General features: G+C 67.5%; 26 protein-coding genes. 18 read left to right on the forward strand and 8 right to left on the reverse strand.

The window, feature by feature from the left end:
• The first annotated feature begins 4 nt into the window (after window positions 1–4).
• From ACFVJ5_RS03985 to ACFVJ5_RS04045, 13 genes are read left to right on the forward strand one after another with little or no spacing between them, the layout of a single operon-like run.
• Window positions 5–1,801, forward strand: coding sequence for a nickel-dependent hydrogenase large subunit (locus ACFVJ5_RS03985; RefSeq protein ID WP_379218389.1), 1,797 nt, complete (start codon window positions 5–7; stop codon window positions 1,799–1,801).
• Between the two features lie 5 nt (window positions 1,802–1,806).
• On the forward strand, window positions 1,807–2,736 hold the full coding sequence (locus ACFVJ5_RS03990; RefSeq protein ID WP_379218390.1) for a NifU family protein: 930 nt from the start codon (window positions 1,807–1,809) through the stop codon (window positions 2,734–2,736).
• Complete coding sequence (locus ACFVJ5_RS03995) at window positions 2,733–3,365, forward strand: DUF5947 family protein (RefSeq protein ID WP_379218391.1); 633 nt, start codon at window positions 2,733–2,735, stop codon at window positions 3,363–3,365. Before ACFVJ5_RS03990 ends, ACFVJ5_RS03995 begins: the two co-directional genes overlap by 4 nt.
• Window positions 3,365–4,012, forward strand: a complete 648-nt coding sequence (locus ACFVJ5_RS04000; protein ID WP_379218392.1) for a DUF6084 family protein — start codon at window positions 3,365–3,367, stop codon at window positions 4,010–4,012. Before ACFVJ5_RS03995 ends, ACFVJ5_RS04000 begins: the two co-directional genes overlap by 1 nt.
• Entirely contained in the window at window positions 4,009–5,343 is a 1,335-nt protein-coding gene (locus tag ACFVJ5_RS04005) for a hypothetical protein (RefSeq protein ID WP_379218393.1), read from the forward strand. The genes ACFVJ5_RS04000 and ACFVJ5_RS04005 overlap by 4 nt, the downstream gene beginning before the upstream one ends.
• Before the next feature lie 15 nt (window positions 5,344–5,358).
• Window positions 5,359–5,478 (forward strand): DUF6893 family small protein, encoded by a 120-nt coding sequence (locus ACFVJ5_RS04010; protein WP_378987304.1) that lies wholly within the window; start codon window positions 5,359–5,361, stop codon window positions 5,476–5,478.
• Between the two features lies 1 nt (window position 5,479).
• Window positions 5,480–6,001 (forward strand): hydrogenase maturation protease, encoded by a 522-nt coding sequence (locus ACFVJ5_RS04015; RefSeq protein WP_379218394.1) that lies wholly within the window; start codon window positions 5,480–5,482, stop codon window positions 5,999–6,001.
• Window positions 6,002–6,004: 3 nt separating this feature from the next.
• Window positions 6,005–6,247 (forward strand): HypC/HybG/HupF family hydrogenase formation chaperone, encoded by a 243-nt coding sequence (locus ACFVJ5_RS04020; RefSeq protein ID WP_378627973.1) that lies wholly within the window; start codon window positions 6,005–6,007, stop codon window positions 6,245–6,247.
• Window positions 6,244–8,592 carry a carbamoyltransferase HypF gene (gene hypF / locus ACFVJ5_RS04025; protein WP_379218395.1) on the forward strand — a complete coding sequence of 783 codons (2,349 nt, stop codon included), beginning with the start codon at window positions 6,244–6,246 and terminating at the stop codon, window positions 8,590–8,592. The genes ACFVJ5_RS04020 and hypF overlap by 4 nt, the downstream gene beginning before the upstream one ends.
• Window positions 8,593–8,609: 17 nt before the next feature.
• A complete protein-coding gene (locus ACFVJ5_RS04030) occupies window positions 8,610–8,954 on the forward strand; it encodes a HypC/HybG/HupF family hydrogenase formation chaperone (RefSeq protein ID WP_378987292.1) in 345 nt (114 codons plus the stop codon).
• Window positions 8,951–10,063: a hydrogenase formation protein HypD gene (gene hypD, locus ACFVJ5_RS04035; protein ID WP_379218396.1), complete on the forward strand. Its 1,113-nt coding sequence runs from the start codon at window positions 8,951–8,953 to the stop codon at window positions 10,061–10,063. The genes ACFVJ5_RS04030 and hypD overlap by 4 nt, the downstream gene beginning before the upstream one ends.
• A complete protein-coding gene (gene hypE / locus ACFVJ5_RS04040) occupies window positions 10,056–11,129 on the forward strand; it encodes a hydrogenase expression/formation protein HypE (protein WP_379218397.1) in 1,074 nt (357 codons plus the stop codon). The genes hypD and hypE overlap by 8 nt, the downstream gene beginning before the upstream one ends.
• Before the next feature lie 29 nt (window positions 11,130–11,158).
• A complete protein-coding gene (locus tag ACFVJ5_RS04045; RefSeq protein WP_379218398.1) occupies window positions 11,159–11,878 on the forward strand; it encodes a DUF6390 family protein in 720 nt (239 codons plus the stop codon).
• A 91-nt stretch (window positions 11,879–11,969) separates the two neighbouring features.
• Here ACFVJ5_RS04045 and ACFVJ5_RS04050 read toward each other — a convergent pair whose 3' ends face one another.
• Complete coding sequence (locus ACFVJ5_RS04050; RefSeq protein ID WP_379218399.1) at window positions 11,970–13,049, reverse strand: alkaline phosphatase family protein; 1,080 nt, start codon at window positions 13,047–13,049, stop codon at window positions 11,970–11,972.
• A 183-nt stretch (window positions 13,050–13,232) separates the two neighbouring features.
• A complete protein-coding gene (locus ACFVJ5_RS04055; protein ID WP_379218400.1) occupies window positions 13,233–14,000 on the reverse strand; it encodes an MspA family porin in 768 nt (255 codons plus the stop codon).
• A 267-nt stretch (window positions 14,001–14,267) separates the two neighbouring features.
• Between ACFVJ5_RS04055 and ACFVJ5_RS04060 the strand changes: the two genes are divergently transcribed.
• On the forward strand, window positions 14,268–14,585 hold the full coding sequence (locus tag ACFVJ5_RS04060; RefSeq protein WP_379219763.1) for a transcriptional regulator: 318 nt from the start codon (window positions 14,268–14,270) through the stop codon (window positions 14,583–14,585).
• A gap of 177 nt (window positions 14,586–14,762) precedes the next feature.
• On the opposite strand, the gene ACFVJ5_RS04065 is transcribed toward ACFVJ5_RS04060, so the two are convergent.
• Complete coding sequence (locus ACFVJ5_RS04065) at window positions 14,763–15,161, reverse strand: hypothetical protein (protein ID WP_379218401.1); 399 nt, start codon at window positions 15,159–15,161, stop codon at window positions 14,763–14,765.
• Window positions 15,162–15,325: 164 nt separating this feature from the next.
• Window positions 15,326–15,568: a helix-turn-helix domain-containing protein gene (locus ACFVJ5_RS04070; protein ID WP_379218402.1), complete on the reverse strand. Its 243-nt coding sequence runs from the start codon at window positions 15,566–15,568 to the stop codon at window positions 15,326–15,328.
• Window positions 15,569–15,597: 29 nt separating this feature from the next.
• Between ACFVJ5_RS04070 and ACFVJ5_RS04075 the strand changes: the two genes are divergently transcribed.
• Complete coding sequence (locus tag ACFVJ5_RS04075; protein WP_379218403.1) at window positions 15,598–16,122, forward strand: hypothetical protein; 525 nt, start codon at window positions 15,598–15,600, stop codon at window positions 16,120–16,122.
• A 42-nt stretch (window positions 16,123–16,164) separates the two neighbouring features.
• Here ACFVJ5_RS04075 and ACFVJ5_RS04080 read toward each other — a convergent pair whose 3' ends face one another.
• Both ACFVJ5_RS04080 and ACFVJ5_RS04085 read right to left on the reverse strand, forming a co-directional pair.
• On the reverse strand, window positions 16,165–16,596 hold the full coding sequence (locus ACFVJ5_RS04080) for a hypothetical protein (protein ID WP_379218404.1): 432 nt from the start codon (window positions 16,594–16,596) through the stop codon (window positions 16,165–16,167).
• 105 nt (window positions 16,597–16,701) lie between these two features.
• Entirely contained in the window at window positions 16,702–16,944 is a 243-nt protein-coding gene (locus ACFVJ5_RS04085) for a CsbD family protein (RefSeq protein WP_379218405.1), read from the reverse strand.
• A gap of 132 nt (window positions 16,945–17,076) precedes the next feature.
• Here ACFVJ5_RS04085 and ACFVJ5_RS04090 point away from each other — a divergent pair, with 132 nt between their 5' ends.
• The gene (locus tag ACFVJ5_RS04090; RefSeq protein WP_379218406.1) at window positions 17,077–17,925 is read left to right on the forward strand and encodes a TetR/AcrR family transcriptional regulator; all 849 of its coding nucleotides are present in this window, start codon (window positions 17,077–17,079) and stop codon (window positions 17,923–17,925) included.
• Window positions 17,926–18,035: 110 nt separating this feature from the next.
• On the opposite strand, the gene ACFVJ5_RS04095 is transcribed toward ACFVJ5_RS04090, so the two are convergent.
• Together ACFVJ5_RS04095 and ACFVJ5_RS04100 are read right to left on the reverse strand one after the other, a co-directional pair.
• The gene (locus tag ACFVJ5_RS04095) at window positions 18,036–19,064 is read right to left on the reverse strand and encodes a DJ-1/PfpI family protein (RefSeq protein WP_379218407.1); all 1,029 of its coding nucleotides are present in this window, start codon (window positions 19,062–19,064) and stop codon (window positions 18,036–18,038) included.
• Between the two features lie 46 nt (window positions 19,065–19,110).
• Window positions 19,111–19,947 (reverse strand): oxidoreductase, encoded by an 837-nt coding sequence (locus ACFVJ5_RS04100; protein ID WP_379218408.1) that lies wholly within the window; start codon window positions 19,945–19,947, stop codon window positions 19,111–19,113.
• A 163-nt stretch (window positions 19,948–20,110) separates the two neighbouring features.
• Here ACFVJ5_RS04100 and ACFVJ5_RS04105 point away from each other — a divergent pair, with 163 nt between their 5' ends.
• Together ACFVJ5_RS04105 and ACFVJ5_RS04110 are read left to right on the forward strand one after the other, a co-directional pair.
• Window positions 20,111–20,785, forward strand: coding sequence for a TetR family transcriptional regulator (locus ACFVJ5_RS04105; RefSeq protein ID WP_379218409.1), 675 nt, complete (start codon window positions 20,111–20,113; stop codon window positions 20,783–20,785).
• A 293-nt stretch (window positions 20,786–21,078) separates the two neighbouring features.
• On the forward strand, window positions 21,079–21,462 hold the full coding sequence (locus ACFVJ5_RS04110) for a DUF732 domain-containing protein (protein WP_379218410.1): 384 nt from the start codon (window positions 21,079–21,081) through the stop codon (window positions 21,460–21,462).
• Window positions 21,463–21,550: the final 88 nt, after the last annotated feature.

The raw sequence follows: 21,550 nt of genomic DNA on the forward strand, positions 1-21,550 counted from the left end.
TGGAATGACTGCCATCATCCCCGAGCCGTCACACAAGCGGATCGATCCCGACAGTCTCGTCGAAATGGCGTGGGACCCGATCACCCGCATCGTCGGCAGCCTGGGAATCTATACCAAGATCGATTTCGAGAACCGTGAAGTGGTCGAGTGTCACAGCACCTCGTCCATCTTCCGCGGCTACTCGATCTTCATGCGGGGCAAGGATCCCCGCGACGCGCATTTCATCACCAGCCGCATCTGCGGGATCTGCGGCGACAATCACGCCACCTGCTCGTGCTATACCCAGAACATGGCCTACGGGGTGAAACCGCCGCACCTGGGCGAGTGGATCGTCAATCTCGGTGAGGCCGCCGAATACATGTTCGACCACAACATCTTCCAGGAGAATCTGGTCGGCGTGGATTTCTGCGAGAAGATGGTCGCCGAGACCAACCCCGGCGTCCTCGCGCAGGCCGAGAATACCCTGGCTCCGCATTCGGCCGAGCACGGTTATCGCACCATCGCCGACATCATGCGCGCGCTCAATCCGTTCACCGGCGAGTTCTACCGGGAAGCGCTGCACGTGAGCCGCTACACCCGCGAGATGTTCTGCCTGATGGAGGGCAGGCACGTGCACCCGTCGACGCTGTATCCCGGCGGCGTGGGAACCGTCGCGACGATCCAGCTGATGACCGACTACATGACGCGCCTGATGCGCTACGTCGAATTCATGAAGAAGGTCGTGCCGATGCACGACGATCTCTTCGACTTCTTCTACGAGGCGCTGCCGGGCTACGAACAGGTCGGACTGCGGCGCACCCTGCTGGGCTGCTGGGGCTCGTTCCAGGACCCGGAAGTGTGCAATTTCGAGTACAAGGACATGGAGGAGTGGGGTCGGCGGATGTTCGTCACCCCCGGCGTGGTCGTCGACGGGAAACTGATCACCACTTCCCTGGTCGACATCAATCTCGGCATCCGAATCCTTTTGGGCAGTTCGTATTACGACGACTGGAACGACCAGGAGATGTTCGTGAAGACCGACCCGCTCGGCAATCCGGTCGACCGGCGTCACCCCTGGAACCAGCACACCAACCCCAAGCCGCAGAAGCGCGACATGGACGACAAGTACAGCTGGGTGATGTCGCCACGCTGGTTCGACGGCACCGACTATCTCGCGCTCGACACCGGCGGCGGCCCGCTGGCCCGGCTGTGGTCGACGGCGCTGGCCGGCCTCGTCGACATCGGCTACGTGAAGTCGACCGGACACAGTGTGCAGATCAACCTGCCCAAGACCGCGTTGAAGGGCCCGGTCAGCTTCGAATGGAAGATCCCCGCGTTCGGCAGCAACACCATCGAACGCAACCGCGCCCGCACCTACTTCCAGGCCTACGCCGCGGCCAGTGCGCTGCACTTCGCGGAGCAGGCGCTCGTGGAGATCAGGGCGGGACGGACCAAGACGTGGGAGCACTTCGAGGTACCGGACGAGAGCATCGGCTGCGGGTTCACCGAGGCGGTGCGCGGGGTCCTGTCCCATCACATGGTCATCAGGGACGGCAAGATCGCGAACTACCACCCGTATCCGCCGACGCCGTGGAATGCCAACCCGCGCGACAGTTTCGGCACGCCGGGACCGTACGAGGACGCGGTGCAGGGCCAGCCGATCTTCGAGGAGAACGACCGCGAGCACTTCAAGGGCATCGACATCATGCGCACCGTGCGCAGTTTCGATCCCTGCCTGCCGTGCGGTGTGCACATGTACCTCGGCAACGGCAAGTCCCTGGACAAACTCCACTCGCCGACCCAGACACTCACCGGGGAGTAACGGTGATGCCGGATCGTCCGGGGGAGCACGACGAGGCGGCGTTCGACCCAGACCGGTGGCGCGGCGCAGGCGACCGGATCGAGACCCTGCTGGACGCGAGTTCGGCGGGTGGCGTCGTCGCTCGCGAGCGCGCCGAGCAACTGGTGCGCGAGGTCGCCGACCTCTACGGCGCCGGCCTCGCGCGCGTCCTGGAACTGGTCGATGGTGGCGTCCGTGAACGGCTCGTCGCCGACGATCTGATAGCGAGTCTGCTGCTGGTGCACGGACTGCATCCGCACGACGTGCACACCCGGGTCCGCGCGGCACTCGACAGCGTGCGCCCCTACCTGGGGTCCCACGGTGGTGACGTGGAACTGCTCGGCGTGGCCGACGGCGTCGTGCGGCTCGAACTGTCGGGTAGTTGCCGCACCTGCCCCTCGTCGTCGGTGACCCTGGAACTGGCGGTGGAGGACGCGGTGCGCGCCGCCGCGCCGGAGATCGAGTCGATCGAAGTGGCTGCCGCGCAACCGGAATCGACGGATGCCTTGATCTCCGCCGATTCGCTGTTCGCCCGGGTACACACCGATGCCCATCCGGTCGAGGCGCAGCACGGGAGCTGGATAGCGGTCCCGGAACTGGGGGAACTCGGTGCGGGCGAGGTCGGCGGCTTCGTCATCGGTGGGCAGACCGTGCTCGCCTGCCGGGTCGGTGACGACCTGTTCGTCTACCGCGATCACTGTCCCGCCTGCGACAACTCGCTCGCCGGAGCGGCACTGCATCGTCGGATGGGTTTCCCGGTCGGTGACGCCGTACTGCGCTGCCCGACCTGCCGGGCGCACTACGACGCCGTCCATGCCGGCGCCAGAGTCGACGGCGAAGGGCATCTGGAACCACTGCCGGTGCTGGTACGCGCCGGGGAGCTCTCGGTGGCCGTGCCCGTGGGGGTGGCCGGGTGAGTTCTGGACTGGGGGTGCTGCGCCGCCTCACCGTCGACCGCAAACCCGCCGTTCCGGCGGGCGAGCGATGTGAGATGTGCGCCGAAGCCATCGCCGAAGAGCATCAGCACGTGGTGAATGTCGAAGGCCGCCAACTGTTGTGCGTGTGCCGGGGCTGCTACCTGCTGTTCACCGACCAGAACGCGGTCCTGCGGTACCGCGCGGTGCCCGACCGCTACCTGCGCTTCCCGACCTTCACCATCGGCCACGGCGAATGGGACGCACTCGAGATCCCGGTGGGCTTGGCATTCTTCTTCGACAACTCGGCCCTGGGGCGCACCGTCGCGTTCTATCCGGGACCGGCGGGCGCCACCGAATCCGAACTGCCCCTCGACCAGTGGCGCACACTGCTCGACCGGCACCCCGAGATCGCTGTCGCGGCCCCCGACGTCGAGGCACTGATGATCCGGGTCCCCGAGCGGGGCACCGCCGAGGCGGCCTGCCTGCTGTTACCCATCGACACCTGCTACGAATTCGTCGGCCGGATGCGGATGCTGTGGCGCGGATTCGACGGTGGTCAGGATGTGCACCGGTATCTCGACGAGTTCTTCGCCACGGTTTCGGCGCGTGCGCGACCGGGGGGCGCGTGATGTGCCCGGCCTACTCGACAACCTTCGCGGTGCTCGGCATCGCGCCGGAGCCCTACGCCGCGACACCGACGCTGTCGGCCCGCATCGGCATCGCGGTGCTCGGTGAGGAACCGGTGCACGCCATCGCCCTGCGCGCGCAGGTGCGGATCGAACCGCACCGCCGCAGCTACACCGACGAGGAGAGCGCGGGCCTGGTCGACCTGTTCGGCCCCCGCGAACGCTGGCGCGACACCCAGCGCTCCTTCCTCTGGATGCACTGCGCCACCATGGTTCCCGGCTTCCACGGCGGCGCCCAAGTGGACCTGCCGATGCCGTGTACCTACGACTTCGAGGTGAGCGGCGCCAAATACCTGCACGCCCTACGCGAGGGGACAGTGCCGCTGATCTTCCTGTTCAGCGGCACTGTCTTCATCCGGGGCACCACGGGTTTCGCGGTGCAGCAGATTCCCTGGGACCGGGAGGACAAGTTCGAGATGCCGGTCTCGGTCTGGGACGACCTGATGGCCACGAACTTCCCGAACTCGGGGTGGGTGCGGTTGCACCGCGAGACTCTCGACGCGCTCGCCGCGTACAAATCCAGCCACGGGATGCTCGGCTTCGACGACGCGGTACTGCGCCTGCTCGACACCGCCGAGGAGGACCCATGAGCATCGAGCTGACCAGATCACAGACCAGGGCTCGCGCGGTCGCCGACGCGGTGCTCTACGAGGGCTACCTGCTGTACCCGTACCGGGCGAACTCGCGAAAGAACCAGTCGCGCTGGCAGTTCGGCGTCCTCGGCCCCGCCGGGGCGGCCGCGACCGGACTCGGCGAGGACCCGCAACTGTCGGCACAATGTCTGCTCGACGCGGGGGAGTCCGCCTCGATCACGCTGACCGTACGGTTCCTGCAGTTGCAGCGCCGGACCGTCGAGGACGCCGGGCAGACGCCGGTCGCCGAGCTCGTCGCCGACGGCCGATCGTGGATCAGCTGGGACGAGGCGGTCGAGTGCGAACAGGTGATCGGACCGCTGCCGCTGACCGATTCGACCGCGCGGCTGACGGTTCCGGCCGGCGCCGACCACGAGGCGATCCCCGGCCCCGACGGTGCACCGGCCGGCCGACTGGTCCGGGACCGCGCGCACCTCGACGGCGAAGTCCAGCTGACCGTGGACCGTGACGAGCGCTTTCTGCGCCTGAGCGTCACACTTCGCAACACCGGCACCCCCGCGACCGACCAGCACGACGCCATCGCCCGCTCCCTGATCGGCGCGCACGTCATCGCCGAAACCGAAGGCGGCCGGTTCGTTTCCCTGCTCGAACCGCCACCCGACGCCGAAGGGGCCGTGGCCCGATGCTCCCACCACCGGTGTTTCCCCGTGCTGGCCGGGCCACCCGGTGACCACAGCATTGTGCTGATCTCGCCCATCATTCTCTACGACCACCCCGAGATCGCCGAGCAGAGCGAGGGACCGCTGTTCGACTCCACCGAGATCGACGAGATCCTCACCCTGCGCGTCATGACCATGACCGACGACGAGAAGGCGCAGGCCCGCGCGACCGACGAGCGGGCGGCGCAGATCATCGACCGATGCGACGCGATGACACCGGAGGCATTGCAGCAGCTGCACGGTGTCCTGCGGAACCCGCACGCCGAGCAGGCCCCGCTGATCCCTGAGGTACCCGACGGTGTCGACTGGTGGGACCCGTTGGCCGACAACGCTGTTCGCCCCGATGCCGACGCGATCATGGTGGGCGCGGTCCGGGTCCGCAACGGGACAAGGGTGCGTTTGCATCCGTCTCGGCGCGCCGATGCCCACGACCTGTTCTACGACGGGCGCACCGCCAAGGTCGTCTCGGTGCACGCCGACGTCGACGGGCAATCCCACGTCGGCGTGGTCATCGAGGACGACCCCGCCGCCGACCTGCACGAATGGTACGGCCGGTACCTGTATTTCGCCCCGGAGGAGATCGAACCACTCGACAGCCCACGAGAATGAGAGAAGAGGTCGATCATGACGACGATAGGAATGTTCGCGGTGGCTGTGGCCGCCGTGGTGGCTGTGGCCGCCGCGGTGCTCGGCGTGCGTTCGATACCGGATGTCCAGCGCTATCTGAAGATACGCCGGATGTGAGATGACGGCGCGAGTGCTCGTGGCGGGGATCGGCAACATCTTCCTCGGCGACGACGGTTTCGGGCCCGAAGTGGTGCGGCGACTACCGCCGCACGGCGAGACCGTGCGCGTGGTCGATTACGGCATCCGTGGCATGCACCTGGCCTACGACCTGCTCGATCCGTGGGACGCGCTGGTGCTTGTCGACGCCGTCCCCGACCGCGGCGCGCCCGGCACCCTCGCGGTCTTCCACGCCGAACCCGACCCAGCGGGCGCGGCGCAGCTCGACGCGCACGCCATGAACCCCGACGCCGTGTTCGCGAGCGTTCGCGCGCTGGGTGGAACCCTGCCACCGACCGTCGTCGTCGGCTGCCAGGTCGACTCGGTGGAGGAGGGCATCGGCCTGTCCGACCCGGTAGGTGCCGCGGTCGATCCTGCCGTCGAGGCGGTGGAAGCGGTTCTCGCGCGATTGGTCGCCGATCCGCCCCCGCTGGTCGCCGACTCGCACGGGCCCGTCGCGCCGTCGAACCGATCGGAGGGATGAACCATGTGCCTCGGCATCCCCGGACAGGTCGTGGAGATCCTCGACGGGTACCACGGGCAACTCGCCCTGGTCACGGTCTCCGGCGAGAACCGCAAGGTGAACATCGGTCTGCTGGAAGAGGATCCGGTGCATCCCGGGGACTGGGTGATCATCCACATGGGTCTTGCGGTCGAGAAGACCGACCAGGCCGGCGCCGCCACCGCACTGGCCGGGCTGAATCTGCTCGGACGAGGCGAACAGTCATGACCACCGACCGGCAACGCCGCCGCCTCGTGGTTCGCGGGGTGGTGCAGGGCGTCGGCTTCCGGCCCTTCGTCTACACGACCGCCGCCGAACTGTCCCTGTCCGGGTCGGTGGCCAACGACAGCTCCGGAGTGATCATCGAGATCGAAGGCGCCCCTGCCGATCTGGACGAGTTCGCGCGACGCCTGCGCGAGCACCCACCGCCGCTGGCCGTCGTCGAATCGGTCGACCAGAACACCGTCGCGTTGCGCGGCGGAACCGGATTCCGCATCGCCGACACCACCCGCGACGGTGGCGGCCGCACCCTGGCCTCACCCGATGTCGCGATCTGCGCGGACTGCGCCACCGAACTCGCCGATCCCACCGACCGCCGCTACCGCCACCCCTTCATCAACTGCACCAACTGCGGCCCCCGGTTCACCATCATCGCCGAACTGCCCTACGACCGATCCCGCACGTCGATGGCCGACTTCCCGATGTGCGCCCACTGCGCCGCCGAATACACCGACCCCACCGACCGCCGCTTCCACGCCCAACCCATCGCCTGCCCGGACTGCGGCCCCCGTCTGTCCTACCTCGGCCCTGCCGGTTCATCGGCCGAAGGGCCACTGGACTCGGCACGAAACCTGTTGCGCGATGGCGGAATTCTCGCGGTCAAAGGCATCGGCGGTTACCACCTCGCCTGCGATGCCACGAACGAGCGCGCCGTGGCCACCTTGCGGGGCCGAAAGCGGCGAGGCGACAAGCCTTTCGCCGTCATGGTTGCCGACCTCGGCACCGCGCGCACGATCGCGGAGATCGACGACACCGCCGTGCTACTGCTCACGGGCCCCCAACGCCCGATCGTCCTGCTCGCCCGCAGGGCCCCCGTCCGCATCCCCGCCGGGGCACCGTCCGACGCCGACTCGCACGACGTGCTCGATCGCGACACCATCGAACTGGCACCTTCGGTCGCGCCCCGCAACCCCGACCTGGGCGTCATGCTCGCCTATACACCGCTGCACCTGCTGCTGTTCGGCTTGCCGGGCGACCGGCCCGTCCCTCGGGTGCTCGTGATGACCTCCGGCAATCTCGGTGGCGAACCGATCTGTTTCGACGACGAGGACGCCCGCACCCGCCTGGCCGCCCTCGCCGACGGCTGGCTCTCGCACAACCGCCGCATCCTGACGCCCTGTGACGATTCGGTCGTGCGTGTGGTCGACGGTGTCGAGCTGCCGTTGCGCCGCTCCCGCGGGTATGCGCCGCTGCCGCTGACCCTTCCGGTCCCGGTGCCGCCGACTCTGGCTGTCGGCGCGGACCTCAAGAACACCTGCGCGGTCGGCGAGGGCCGCTACGCCTGGCTCAGCCAGCACATCGGCGACATGGACGACCTGGCCACCCTACGCGCCTTCGGCTTCGCCGCCGAGCACCTCGCGGAACTGACCGGGGTAGCGCCCACCCAGCTCGTCACCGACGCCCACCCGCGCTACCGATCCACCACCTGGGCGCGCACCCACGCCGAAGGCCGTCCGGTCCACACCGTCCAGCATCACCACGCGCACATCGCCGCGGTGATGGGCGAACACGGACTCGGCGCGTCGGACACCGTCACCGGGATCGCGTTCGACGGCACCGGATTCGGACCCGACGGCGCCATCTGGGGCGGTGAAGTCCTGGCCGCCGGCTACAAGGGCTACCGGCGTCTCGCGCACCTGAAATACGTGCCGCTCGCGGGCGGGGACGTCAGCGTGCACCGGCCCTACCGGATGGCGCTGGCACATCTTTGGTCGGCGGGACTGGACTGGTCGGACACGATCGCCTCGGTCGCCGCCTGCCCTGCCGACGAACGCGCGGTGCTGGCACACCAGTTCGGCTCCGGCTTCGGGTGTAGCCCGACGTCGAGCATGGGACGGCTCTTCGACGCCGTGTCCTCGCTGGCCGGGGTCCGCCACACCGTGGACTACGAAGCCCAGGCCGCGATCGAACTGGAGGCCCTCGCGCGCGCCGCCGACCCCGGCTCCCGTACCTACCGGTTCGGCCTCGATCACACCGCCGACCCGGCCGAGATCGATCCGGCCCCGGTCGTGGCCGCCGTGGTCACCGACGCCGCGAAGGGCGTCCCGGCCGCCGTGATCGCCGCTCGCTTCCATCAGGCCGTGGCCGCGTTGGTCCTCGACCTCGCTCTGGATTTCGCACCCCACCCGACGACCGTCGCGCTCTCGGGTGGGGTGTTCCAGAACGCGCTGTTGCTCTCGGCAGCGCGCACTGTGTTGCGCGACAACGGATTCCCTGTCATCACCCATCGCCGACTGCCGCCTAATGACGGTGGTCTCGCGTTCGGACAACTACTCGCCGCCGGTGCGGGTTGAGCGAAAGGAGAGCAGCGATGTGCCTGGCAGTCCCGGGAAAGGTGCTCAGCCTGCACGAACGTGACGGCACCATGATGTCGGTCGTCGACTTCGGCGGCGTGCACAAAGACGTGTGCCTGGAATACATTCCGGACGCGGCGATCGGCGACTACGTAGTGGTCCACGTCGGCTTCGCCATCCAGCGCCTCGACGAGGAATCGGCGTTGCGCACACTGGCCGAATTCGAGCACCTCGGTGTGCTCAACGAGGAGTTCGGCGACGGGTTCGCTCTCGCCGCCAGACAATCCGGGCTCCCCGATCCCACGGCAGAACCGGCAGCGACCGACTCCGGCGCCGGCGACGACACGGAGGTGACGTCATGAAGTATCTCGACGAATTCAGCGATCCCGACCTGGCGAAGAAGTTGCTCGATCAGATCCGCGGGGCCACCTCCCAGCGGTGGGCCATCATGGAAGTCTGCGGCGGACAGACTCATTCGATCATCCGCCACGGCATCGACCAGCTGCTGCCCGACGAGATCGAGATGATCCACGGCCCCGGCTGCCCCGTGTGCGTCACCCCGCTCGAGGTGATCGACAAGGCGCTCGAGATCGCCGCGCAGCCCGGGGTGATCTTCTGCTCCTTCGGCGACATGCTCCGGGTACCGGGCAGCGAACGCGATCTGTTCCGGGTCAAGAGCGAAGGCGGTGACGTGCGAGTGGTGTACTCGCCACTGGACGCGCTCACCATCGCCAGACAGAATCCCGATCGGCAGGTGGTGTTCTTCGGCATCGGCTTCGAGACCACCGCACCGGCCAACGCGATGACCGTCTATCAGGCCAAACGGCTTGGCATCGAGAACTTCTCGTTGTTGGTCTCGCACGTGCTGGTTCCACCCGCCATCGCCGCGATCATGGAATCGCCGAAGTGCCGGGTCCAGGGCTTCCTGGCCGCCGGACACGTCTGCAGTGTCATGGGTACCGAGGAGTACCCGCCACTGGCCGACAAGTACGGGGTGCCGATGGTGGTCACCGGCTTCGAGCCCCTCGACATCCTGGAAGGCATCCGCCGCACCGTGACCCAGCTCGAGGACGGCAGACACCAGCTCGAGAACGCCTATCCCCGTGCGGTCCGCGCCGAAGGCAACCCGGCCGCGAAGACGATGCTCACCGACGTCTTCGACGTCACCGACCGCGCCTGGCGCGGCATCGGCGTGATCCCGGACAGCGGCTGGCGGCTCTCGGAACGCTACCGCGCCTACGATGCCGAGCACCGGTTCGCGGTCACCGACCTGCACACCGCGGAGTCCTCGATCTGCCGCTCCGGCGAGGTACTCCAGGGACTGATCAAGCCGCACGAATGCGCCGCATTCGGCAAGCAGTGCACACCGCGAAACCCGTTGGGAGCCACCATGGTCTCCTCCGAAGGCGCCTGCGCGGCCTACTACCTGTACCGGCGCCTCGACCTGCCCGCGGAGGTGGCTCATGCGTGAGGACAACGCGACGGCCCGGCTCGACATGGACAGCTGGGTGTGCCCGATGCCGCTGCGCGACTCACCGACCATCGTGATGGGCCACGGCGGCGGGGGAGCGATGTCGGGCGAGCTGATCGAGCACCTGTTCCTGCCCGCGTTCGGCTCCGCCGCCGAAGCGGGCATGGGTGATTCGGCGGTGCTCACCCTCGACGGCGTGCGGTTGGCGTTCTCGACCGACTCCTTCGTCGTCAAACCGCTGGCCTTCCCCGGCGGGTCGATCGGGGACCTGGCCGTCAACGGCACCGTCAACGACCTGTCCATGGCCGGCGCGCGGCCGATGGTGTTGTCCACGGCGTTCATCCTCGAAGAAGGCACCGCACTCGCCGAGATCGCCCGGGTGGCCGAGGCTGTCGGTACTGCCGCACTCGCGGCAGGAGTCAAGCTGGTCACCGGCGACACCAAGGTCGTCGACTCCGGCCACGGTGACGGCATCTTCATCAACACCACGGGCATCGGCATCATCGACGCCGGCATCGACATCCGCCCGCAGCGCGCCCGTCCCGGTGACGTCGTGATCGTCAGCGGTGACATCGGGGTGCACGGCGTCGCGGTGATGAGCTGCCGCGAAGGCCTCGAATTCGGCACCACCGTCTGCAGCGACACCGCCCCGCTCAACGGCCTGGTCGCCGCGATGCTGGCCACCGGCGCCGACGTGCACGTACTGCGTGACCCGACCCGCGGTGGGGTCGCGGCGACGCTCAACGAGATCGCGGGTGTCGCGAAAGTCGGTGTGGCACTGGATGAACGGAAGCTGCCCGTGCCGGACGCGGTCCGGGATGCGTGTGGGCTGCTCGGGCTCGATCCGATGTATGTCGCCAACGAGGGCAAGCTGGTCGCCTTCGTCGCCCCCGAGGACGCCGACCGGGTGCTCGCCGCGATGCGGGCGCATCCGCTGGGTGTTCGTGCCGAAGCCATCGGCGTGTGTGTCGAGGACCATCCGGGCATGGTGGTCGCCCGCACCGCCCTCGGCGGCACCCGGGTGGTGGATCTGCCTGCCGGAGAACAACTGCCACGGATCTGCTGACAGGAGGCGCGATCATCGACGGGACCGAGATGTTCGCCCGCTACGCCTACGCGCCCAACCGGCTCGGCTACTGCGGTCCCGCCGACGCGCGGGCGCTGCACAACGGCTCGGCCGCCGATATCCGCGCGCTGGCTCGCCAGTTCTCCGGAGCCTGGCCCTACCTGCGGGCGATGTCGAGACTGACCGGCATCGCCGATCCGCTCGACGGGCGCCTCGTCGAGTCCTATTGGCTCGGTGGCGGGATCGGCGCCGACCTCGACGCCGGCGCGTTCACCACCGAACTGCTCGCGATCATCGCGCCGATGGCCGGGCACTACTGGTCGTATCTGAACGCCGATCTCGCCGAGGAAGCCGCCGCCAACCACGGATTCCACGTGTTCGGCGTGTATCCGTGGACCCGGCTGCTGGGACGTGGCGCCGATGAGCACCCGATCCGCATCCTGGACAGCTGCCGCATCACCTGGGGCACCGTGGTGGCCCGCGAAGACGGCACTGCCTCTGTTCGCTGTCGGCGGTTGGTCCTGGACGGTCCGCTGCTGCGGTTGTCGGGTCCAGCGCTGCGGCGCGCCGAGGTGGACGATCACCTCGCGACCGAGGTGGCGGTCGGTGACCGGGTCGCCGTGCATTGGGAGCGCGTGTGTGGCCGCCTCGATTCCGATCAGGCGCGGGCACTGGCCACCAGTACCGCCCGGCAACTGCGGGTGACCAATCGACGGCTGACCGACACCGCGCGCACCGTCCGGCGGTAGTCAACCGCCACTGCTGTACGACGGACGCCGAGATCGGTCCGAGCGCCGCGGAGTTGGCCGGCTCGCTCGCCCGAGCCACCGTATCGACGCGTTATCTCTCGGATGAACCGCTCGCTGATCCACTTCCCAGGATGCACAACGGATTCGCCACCATGGCCGCCTGCGCCGAACCGGACGACGAACCGGTGATCCCGGAGTCGACCGGTGGCGTATTCGGTACCGGTGCTGCCGGATTGCCCGAGCCGCCCGTCAACATCGACTCGCCGTCGAGATTCGCCGGAGCCGAGACCTCGAGCAGATCCAGAACGGTCGGTGTGATGTCGGCGAGGGTGTACCCGTTGTTCTCTGTTCCCGCCGCGAACCCCGCTCCCCGCGCGATCACGAAACTGGCTGTCTCGTAGGCACTCTGACCGCCATGCCCCCCATCGGGCTTGTGGCCGTGGTCGGTGGTGACCAGAATCGTCCACCGCTCGTCGGAATGCGAGGCGGCCCGCGCGTCCACCGCGGCGGTGATCTTCCCGACCAGGCTGTCCACTCGGCCGATGGCATCGCGATACGCCTGCGGCCAGATTCCGCGCAGCGTGTGTCCCACAATGTCCACCTGATCGAGGTGTGTGAACAGCAGATCGGTCCCCTCCTCGGTGATGGCCGAGACGACCTCCGCGGTGGCATCGGCATCGGCGGTGGTCTCACACACGCCCGCACCGGTGGGATCGACTTGCGTGACGGTCACCCGGTCGGCCTTCGGGCTGCCGGTGCGCGCGATCATGCCGATCTTGTCCCAGGTCCCGATGGAGGCCGTCGACAACGACGGACGTTCCCGTTCCACCTGAGTGAACACGGTCGGATACTGTGCGAAAGGTCCTGCGTTGCAGGTGGATCCGTTGTCCTGAATCCCGTGCTTGGTATCCCACACGCCGGTCAGCGCCGTTGCCCACGAGACGCACGACATGGTGGTGTGCGGCGCGATGGAGGTGTGTGCCAGGGTGCCCTCCGCGGCCAGGCGGTCGAGGTTGGGGGCATCGGCCGCCGAGACCTCACTCCACAGTGTGCCGTCGATACCGATGACCACGACCTTGTTCACGACCGGAGCCGCGGGGGCCGGGGCTGCCGCGACGAAGGGGACGGCGGCCAGGGCTACGGACGCGAGTATGCGGTGAGTACGAGACATGCGCGGCACCATAATTGCCGAGTGCCTACGACACCCGGCGATTTGGACAATTGACCGATACGGTCCCGCCCACTGGGAAATCTCCACTGTCGCGTGCACGTGCCTGCCGACAGTCGGGACGCCCCGAGAACGCGCCGATACGTGCGCACCACGCACCGGTATCGCCGCGCGGTACGGGACGCACTACAGCGTGGTGGGCTCGCCGAACACGGCTCCGCTGTCGTCGACTTCGGGTGTTCTGGTTTGCACGTAGGTGTATTGGCGGATGGTGGCCGGGCCCACGCAGTTGTCGACTTTGATGTGGAAGTCGCGGGCCACGATCTGCACGGTCTTGCCCGGGATGAGTGGCTTGCCGTCCCCGATATCGACGTTGGTGATGTCGCCGGGTTGCAGGTCCAATTCCAGGAACAGGCCGGGGTCCACCGCGATAGAGGGGAGGATGCCGCTGAACTCCTGCACCTGTCCCGATTCGAACTCCTGTGATTGCCCGGACTCCTGCGTCTCGATCTCCACCGACTCGCCGGTACTCGACCGCTCGACAGACCGCGACTGCGCCTGCTCTGTCGCCTGGCGCTGCGCCTGCTCCGTCGCGTAGTTCTGCTGCGGCCCCTCGAGGCCGAATTCGGTGGTGGGATCGATGCCGGGGAGCACGGCACCGATCCTGACCGGACAGCCGACGGAGTATCCGGTCTTGAGCACACCCTCGGCCTGCCCGTCGAGCCGTCCGTACGCGACTGTGGAGACCAACGCTTCACGGCTGGTCGGAATGCTGCTCAATGGTGCGATTCGAGTGATGACTTCATCGTGTGTGCCGACAGTGAAACTGCCTATAGCCGACTCGAAAGTCTTCTCGTGCGGTGGCAGATTGACGGAATCGGCGTGCGCGGTCGGCTGCGACAGAACGGCCAGCGTTGAGGCGGCGTAAATCACTCTCCGAATGATTCGCAACATGACCCCGGACTCTAGTGAATCCGACAGCGTTCCCCTGTTGTCACGCGGGCGCGTGTCCCGACTGATACGGCTTGTTGTTCACTCGTTCACCCGGCACCGCGAGTTGCCGAGGAGGTCGGGCTGCCACGCGCGTACTGGTGGGCGATGGCTGCCGGCTGGGTCGTGCTCGGGCTGATCGGTGACCTCGGGCCGCAATGGCTGATCATCGCCGCGACTGTGACCTTCGGTGCCGGGCATCCTTCGTGTCCTGCGGCATCGGTTCGGCGCGTGACGCAAGCCCGCTTCGGCGAACTCATCCACCCCAGCACCCGGCTCTCGCTGGTCGCGACGCTCGCAGCCGCCGACTGGGCGGAGTTCGCCTTCCTCGAGGACCGCCTGGGGTTGTCGGATTCGGCCCTGTCCAAGCAGCTCGCGACCCTGGAGGCGGCCGGTTACGTCACCACCGAACGTCGTCTGGACGGCAGTCGCCGCAAGGTCCGCGCTCACCTGACCGAGCGTGGGCGGCACGCCTTCACCGGCCATGTCGCTGCCCTGCGGGACATCGTCGACGCCGTGACATCGGTGAGCCCGGCAACACCGTCCTGATTCGGAAACCTTCGACGAGCCCGAGTTTCGCCGACCCGGACGTCGAGCGCCGTCGTCGGCGTCGCCTCCTGGGTGGCGCGTATACCGGCGGCGGCAGCGGAAGCTGACCAGCCCACACCGGAGTTCGGTGCCTTCCCTCGGCACGCTGATGGCCGTCGCGGGACTGATCCGGATTGCTCAGTCCAGGAGCTGTGGGTCCCGTCGGCAGTAGGTGATGAACGGGTCGATGACGATCACATCGGTGATGGTCAGCAGCTCGGCCGGCACCCGGCCCTCGAGGTGTGCGAACGTGGGACACAACACCACATCGACGGCGAGTTCGGTGGCGAGGAACTGCAGCCGGGTCAGCGGTGTCGCTGTGAGCACCAGGGTTCCGAGTAGCTGGTAGCCGAGATCGACCGCGGTGGTGCGGATCAGCGATTCGCACTGCGGTCGGCACGGACCGGCCAGGTCGGTACGCACGTAGCCGATGGCGGTCCTGACGGCCGTACGCCGACGCCGACGGGCGAACCCGATGTCTGCTGGGGCGCGGGTGAACCAGTGCGCACCGGCCGGGTCCGAGATCTGCTTGTCCATCGAATGTCCTGTCTACGGTCGGTGCCATGTCTGCACCTCACATTCCGCGGAGTGGAGCGTTTGACGGCCCAACCTCATCACAGTTACCGATGGGCAAATAGAGTAGAAAGTCCCTCTAAAAGGAGTAGGCGGGGCGCTGCGTCACCGTCGGGGCGAGTGGTGGTTCAGTGGCGTGGGTCGGTGATCCGGCGATAGTCGATCGGAGCGCTGCCGGTGCACCGGTGGAATGCCCGGCGAAAGGCGCTGGCTTCGGAGTAACCGAGGCGGGCGGCGAGATCAGCGATCGACTCGTCACCGTGCACCAACGCTTCGATGGCGCGGTCGCGAAGAATCTCCTCTCGGATTCCGCGCTGCGTCGTGCCTTCGACGCGCAGCAGCCGCCGCATGTGCGGTGCGCTGATCGACAAGCGGCGAGCGAGCTCGTCGGCGCCGAGCCATGGCTCCTGGGGCTGCTGGTGCGCGGCACATCGTCATGCGCGGCTACCGTCACGACGCGGAGCAGGCCACCGCCGCGGTCGACCCCGACGGCTGGCTGCGCACCGGCGACGTCGGCTCCATCGACGCCGACGGATACGTCCGTGTTCTCGACCGCATGTCGCCATCGAATATCGAAGGGGCAGTGCGCGTGTGCTGTCCGCTCGTGGCGACGGTGATCGCCATCGGAGATGACCGCAGCTATGTGACAGCGCTGTTGACCCTGGATCCCGATGCCTGTGCGGCCTTCGCGCAACGGCACGCGCTGCCCGACGCGACACCGGCCCATCCGGACGTCGTCGCGGCCGTCGAGGAAGGCATCGCGGCCGCGAACGAGCGGCTGTCGCGCGTGGAGCAGATCAAGAAACACACTGTGCTGCCGGTGATCTGGGAGCCGGGCGGTGACGAACTCACCCCGAAGATGTCGCTCGAGCGCAAAGTCATCACCCGGAAGTACGCGACCGAGATCGAGGCCATGTATTGCTGATCGGCGACCCGCAGGATGCGATCGTCGTCGCAGCACGGTGGTCTACCCGGTCTGTTGCGGGGGAGGAGTGAGATCGCGCGGCGGCCGACCAGGCGGGCGCATCGTGATGCCCGGCCAGGAAATGCCGCGAACTCCATCGGGGCCGCGTGCGACGCGGATTCCTTCGGCGGTGATCCGAGGGCGGTAGATGGTCGCGCGGTGACCGAATGCCGGGTCGAGATCGATGGAGTTGAACAGCCCCATCCTCGTCAACCACAGCGACGCACGAACTACTTCGTCCTCGGTGAGTGATTCTCCCGGCCAACAGACCGACGCCCCGACGGCGAAGGCGCCCAGGACCGGCACCGGGTTGTCGAGGACATCTTCGTTGTGTGCCCATTTCAGCACCGCCTCACGCACCGCCCATTGCCGGTCGGAGTAGCCCGGTGTCGTGCGCGCAGCACTGTCCATCCGCAGCATGGCAGGCTTTTCCATCAGGTCACTCCTCATTTCCGAACCGAGCGGCTCGTGACACCACGGCCCATCGCTGAGCCGACGGGCCCGGCCGGTCCACCCGGCCGGGCCCGAAAACACGAGCTGTCAGTCCTGCTCGGCGGCGCGCTGACGCGCTTCGTTGGCCGATGCCTCGAGCCGTGCCTTCTCGGCTTCGGCTTCCTTCTCCGCGACCTCGCGCTGAGACTCGGCCTTGTCCTGCTGTGCACGGCCTTCGCGCAGCAAGGAGTCGTTGCCCACCACGGCACCCGCGACTTCCTTGGCTTTGCCCTTCACGCCCTCGACGACGCCCTTGACTCCGGCCTCTACTCCACTGTCGTTCTCAGACACGACTGTCCCTTCGATAGCCCAACGTTTCCCCGTGTGACGCGAGCGGAACCCGGGGTGCGACAGCTCCACGGCTGCCGTTTACAAGATAAACATATCGCAGTTTATCTTGTAAACAGCTGTGACAATGAATGCATGACGGGGTGCGTTGAAACCAGCCGGAACATCCCGGTATCCTGGGGTTATGGCGGCGCGCTGGAACCGGGGCCCGAAGATTTTGACAGGAGCTCAGCCCTGAGCGAGGACACGATCGACTCGGGCGCCGAGCTGCGCGACAACGGTTCACGGGACGGGGAAGCTCGGCGCCCCCCACGGCTGGACCGGGTCCTGATCCTGGAATCAGCGATCGCGCTGATCGATGAGGAAGGCCTGGGGCATCTCACGATGCGCCGTCTGGGCTCGTGGCTGGGCGTCGAAGCCATGGCCCTGTACCGCTACGTTTCCGGGCGTGACGACCTGCTGGCCGGTGTGGTCGATCACCTCGTCGACCAGCTCTACGACCAGAACCTGATGGAGCCCGACGAGGAGGGCGGCAGCTGGCAGGGGTACCTGCAGCGCCTCGCGCACGGCGTGCGCCGCGTCGCGATCGAGCACCCCGAGGTCTTCCCGTTGATGGCATCGAGTCCACCGCAGGCGCCCTGGCTGTGCCCGCCGCTGCGCAGCCTGAACTGGATGGAATCCTTCCTCGAAACCATGCTTTACTATGGCTTCGACGACCGTCAGGCAGTCCAGGTCTATCGGTCTTTCGCGACGTTCCTGCTCGGCCACCTCCTCCTCGAGGTGGCAACCAGGGGCGTCGAGCTGAGCCCGATCAGCACCGCCGAGCCCGGACAGCACGAATCATCGGAGCTGTCCGACTACCCCCACGTGTATCGCCTGCAGAGCCACCTGGCAGCCAACCGCTCGGCCGATGAGTTCGAAGAATCCCTCGAGGCGCTACTGGACCGCCTCGAAGCGATGCGCCGCGCACGACAATGCCACTGAGCGGTGGCTGGATGTTGTCGTGCCCTGCAGAGCGTGGCGAGCGATAGGCCGACCTGACGGGGCATCGACTGTGACATCGAGGAGCGGTGTGTCCTCGCGGTCGGGTGTCGTCACCGGCGGGTGGCGTGGGCGGCGTTGGTCCGCTCGCGAAGGATTTCGGCGAGGCGGTCGGCTTGCTCGTCGACGGCCTGAGGCCCGTTGCCGGTGAGCAGGATGTGGTCCTCGTCCCAGACCGTCTTGGGTGCGGAGGGGTTCAGGGTCAGGCTGACGTCGTAGCCGGCGTCCTTCAGGGCGACGTCGACGTAGTAGGTCAGACGGGTGCGTTCGCCGGGCACCTTCGGGTACTGGGTGGCGAGCATCATCCTCTCGCCGTACTTGGGGACGGTGGTGATGTGTGCGCCCTTGAAGGCGTGGTCGGGGTTGATGGTGGCCTTGCCGTCGGCGTCGACGCGGTATTTCGCGGAGGTGAGGGCGATGGGGGCGTGGCAGATCAGGGAGATAGGGACATTTTCCTCGCGCAGGGTGTTGAGCAGTTCGCCCATCCAGGGGTTGTCGTGGAAGTCGACCATGGGGGCGTGGCCGCCGGGCATATGGACGAAGTCCACGTCGGACAGCGTGAAGGTGTCGGCGGGGTCGCGGTGGCGTTCGATGAGCTGGGGGAGGGAGAGGTACTCGCGCGGGGGCAGGGCGTCGAAGCCTGCGACGACCTCGTCGCGGATGGCGACGGCTTCTTCGTCGGTCTTGGGCAGTGGCTGCGAGACGGGCAGACGGCCGAGCAGCCGGTGGGCGAGGGCGAGCTCGTCGTTGCGGCGCTCGAGGAGGCCGGGGTTCTTCTCGCGCAGTTGCTGGGGGCTGAGGTGTTTGACCTTGCTCTGCAAGGTGATACGTGCGGTGGCGAGGCCGAGGCCGGCGGCGGCTTGGAAGTTGAGGGCCATGCCGTTGATGTCGAGCTGTGGCGGCCGGCCGTCGGGGGTGGCGAGGATGAAGTCGTGGGTCTTGTCGAACGCGGCCATGACGGCGGCGAGCTCGACGAGGAAGAAACCGGTGGAGATCTCGGTGTTGGCGGGTTGGCTCAGCGGGAGCAAGCGAGCCGAGGACAACACGATCAGGGCCTTGGGACGGGTGGTGGACTCGGACATGATGTTTGCTTCTTTCGGAGTGTGCCGGCCGGAGCCAGAGGCGGGGTCAAGCCGGGACGCCGGTGGAGCGCTTGATGAGCGCGTCGAAGGCGCGGTCGGGCAGGATCTTGCTGAGGAAGACCAGGGGGCCGGCGCCGAAGCCGACGCGGTAGCGCGTGCGCGGACGGCGCACGGTCGCCGCCTTGGTCACGGCCTTGCCGATGACTGACGGCGGCGAGGTCATGCGGGCGTCGGGCTGTGAGCTCTGATCCAGCGATACCGCCATCGCGGCGGCTTGCTCGGCGTAGGGGCCGTGGCCGGAGGTGGTGCGCAGCTTGTCGGCTGCGATCAGTCCCCAGCCGGTGCGGATGGAGCCGGGTTCGATCACGACGACGTCGATACCGAACCGCTTCACTTCCAGGCGCAGCGCGTCACTGAGGCCCTCGACGGCGTACTTGCTGGCGTGGTACCAGGCGCCCATCGGGGTGGCGAAGCGCCCGCCCATCGAGCTGATGTTCACGATGGTGCCGGATCGCTGGGCGCGCATGTGGGGCAGGACGAGCTGGGTCATGCGGGCCAGGCCGAACACGTTCACGTCGAGCTGGGCGCGGGCCTCGTCGAGGGGAACGTCCTCCAGGGCGCCGTAGGAGCCGTAGCCGGCGTTGTTGACGAGCACATCGATGCGTCCTTCCGCTCCGATGATCTCGGCGACCGCCTTCTCGGCCGAGGCCTCGTCGGTGACGTCGAGAGAGAGCGTGCGCACACCCGAGGAGGCCAGGTCTTTCATCTGTTCGGTGCGCCGCGCCGCGCCGTAGACGGTGAAACCGGCCTGCTGGAGCCGGCGCGCGGTGTCCTCGCCGATGCCGGAGGAGGCGCCGGTGACCAGGGCTACCTTGTTCGTCATTTCGATTCCTTCCCTTCGAGGTGTCGGGCCGGTCGCGACCCCTTCGCGCTGATGCGGCTGAGAGGCCGAGCCACCTGCCTCGCATAACGTACCTGCGGTCTCTTCGAGCGTATAGGACCATCGGTCTGATCGCAATAGACCCCCGGTCTGTAACATGAGGTGTATGACGACGTTCCAGCGCGCCCGCAGCGAAGAGCAGCGCGAAACCCGCCGACTGAGCATCCTGGCGACCGCGGCGTCGATGCTCAGCGAGATGCCGGTATCGGCCCTCAGCCTCAACGAGCTCAGCCGCCGCGTCGGGCTGGCGAAGTCGAATGTCCTGCGCTACTTCGAATCACGCGAAGCAGTCCTGCTCGAACTCCTCGCGAGCATGGCGCGCGACTTCCTGACCGAGGTCGTCGACCAACTGCCCGCCCACATCGACGGGGCCGCCCCCGCCCCCGCCAGAATCAAGTCGACCGCCTCTATCCTGGCCGCCTCGTTCGCCTCCCACGAGATGCTCTGCGAACTGCTCAGCGTCCAGGCCGGCATCCTCGACCACAACATCTCCACCGAGGTCGCCACGCACTACAAGCGCGGAACACAGAGCGCCCTGTCCGGCCTGGCTGCGCTCTTCCGCAACGTCCTGCCCGAACTCGACGACCAGCAGGCCGCCGAAGCCGCCAACATGACGATCGTCCTCGCCGGCTCGCTGTGGACACACACCCACCCGGGGCCGGCCGTGCGCGCGGTCTACGAGGCCGACCCGGATCTGGCTTTCCTGCCGACCTTCACCGTGGCACTCGATCGCGCCCTCACGCTCCTGCTGACCGGCCTGCTCTCCGACCCCGCCCGGTAGATCACCACTGCCGACGAAGCCGGGCCCCGAGGCGTGGCGGTACCGACCGTGGCCAGGTGCGCGCGAGTAGGGACGCCGGATCCGACGACACCGCGTGTCTCCGTGGGGAACTCGCGGTGGGGACGGCACCGCGGATGGGGGATCGACCAGGTGACCATAGGGTGGATGCTCCAACCCTGGGGTGGGTTTCGGGCATTCGGCTGCTGCGGGATCGTTTATGGCACACCGGACACGGTGTCGGAGAGGATCGATCGAGAGTATTGGTCCCTCGGTTCGAGATCAGGGGCAACACGATGTTCGTAGGGCGAGTTCAGTTGCGTGCCAACGCGGTAGCGGTCAGCCTGGCTCTCGCGGTTCTCGGAGCTGCAGTCGCGGGCTGCGACCCGACAACCGAGCCCCGTAGTGTCGACGTCACCCCGACCCGCACCGCCGGAGCAGCCGAGATCAGCGCCGACGAAGCGTCGTTCCTCGAGGAGATCAGGATCAACGACGCGGGCCTGCCGGGGAAGTCGGCGAAGGAGATGGTCGCCGCGGGTCACGCGACGTGTGAACACCTGCGTGGCGGCGTGTCCGTTCTGGACGAGACTTCCGCGGTCGAGCAGACCTACCAGTTCGATCAGGGCCCGCTGTTCGTCAGCGCCGCGACCACGAATCTGTGCCCGGACTTCGTCTCGTGACCGTGTGCGCACCGCCGGCCTGCCCGGTCCACTGAATTCATCGACTCGAAACACCGCGGGTTGTTCGGGGAAACAGCGCTTCTCGATG

The organism is Nocardia sp. NPDC127606 (genome assembly GCF_042671725.1).
Lineage (GTDB): Bacteria > Actinomycetota > Actinomycetes > Mycobacteriales > Mycobacteriaceae > Nocardia.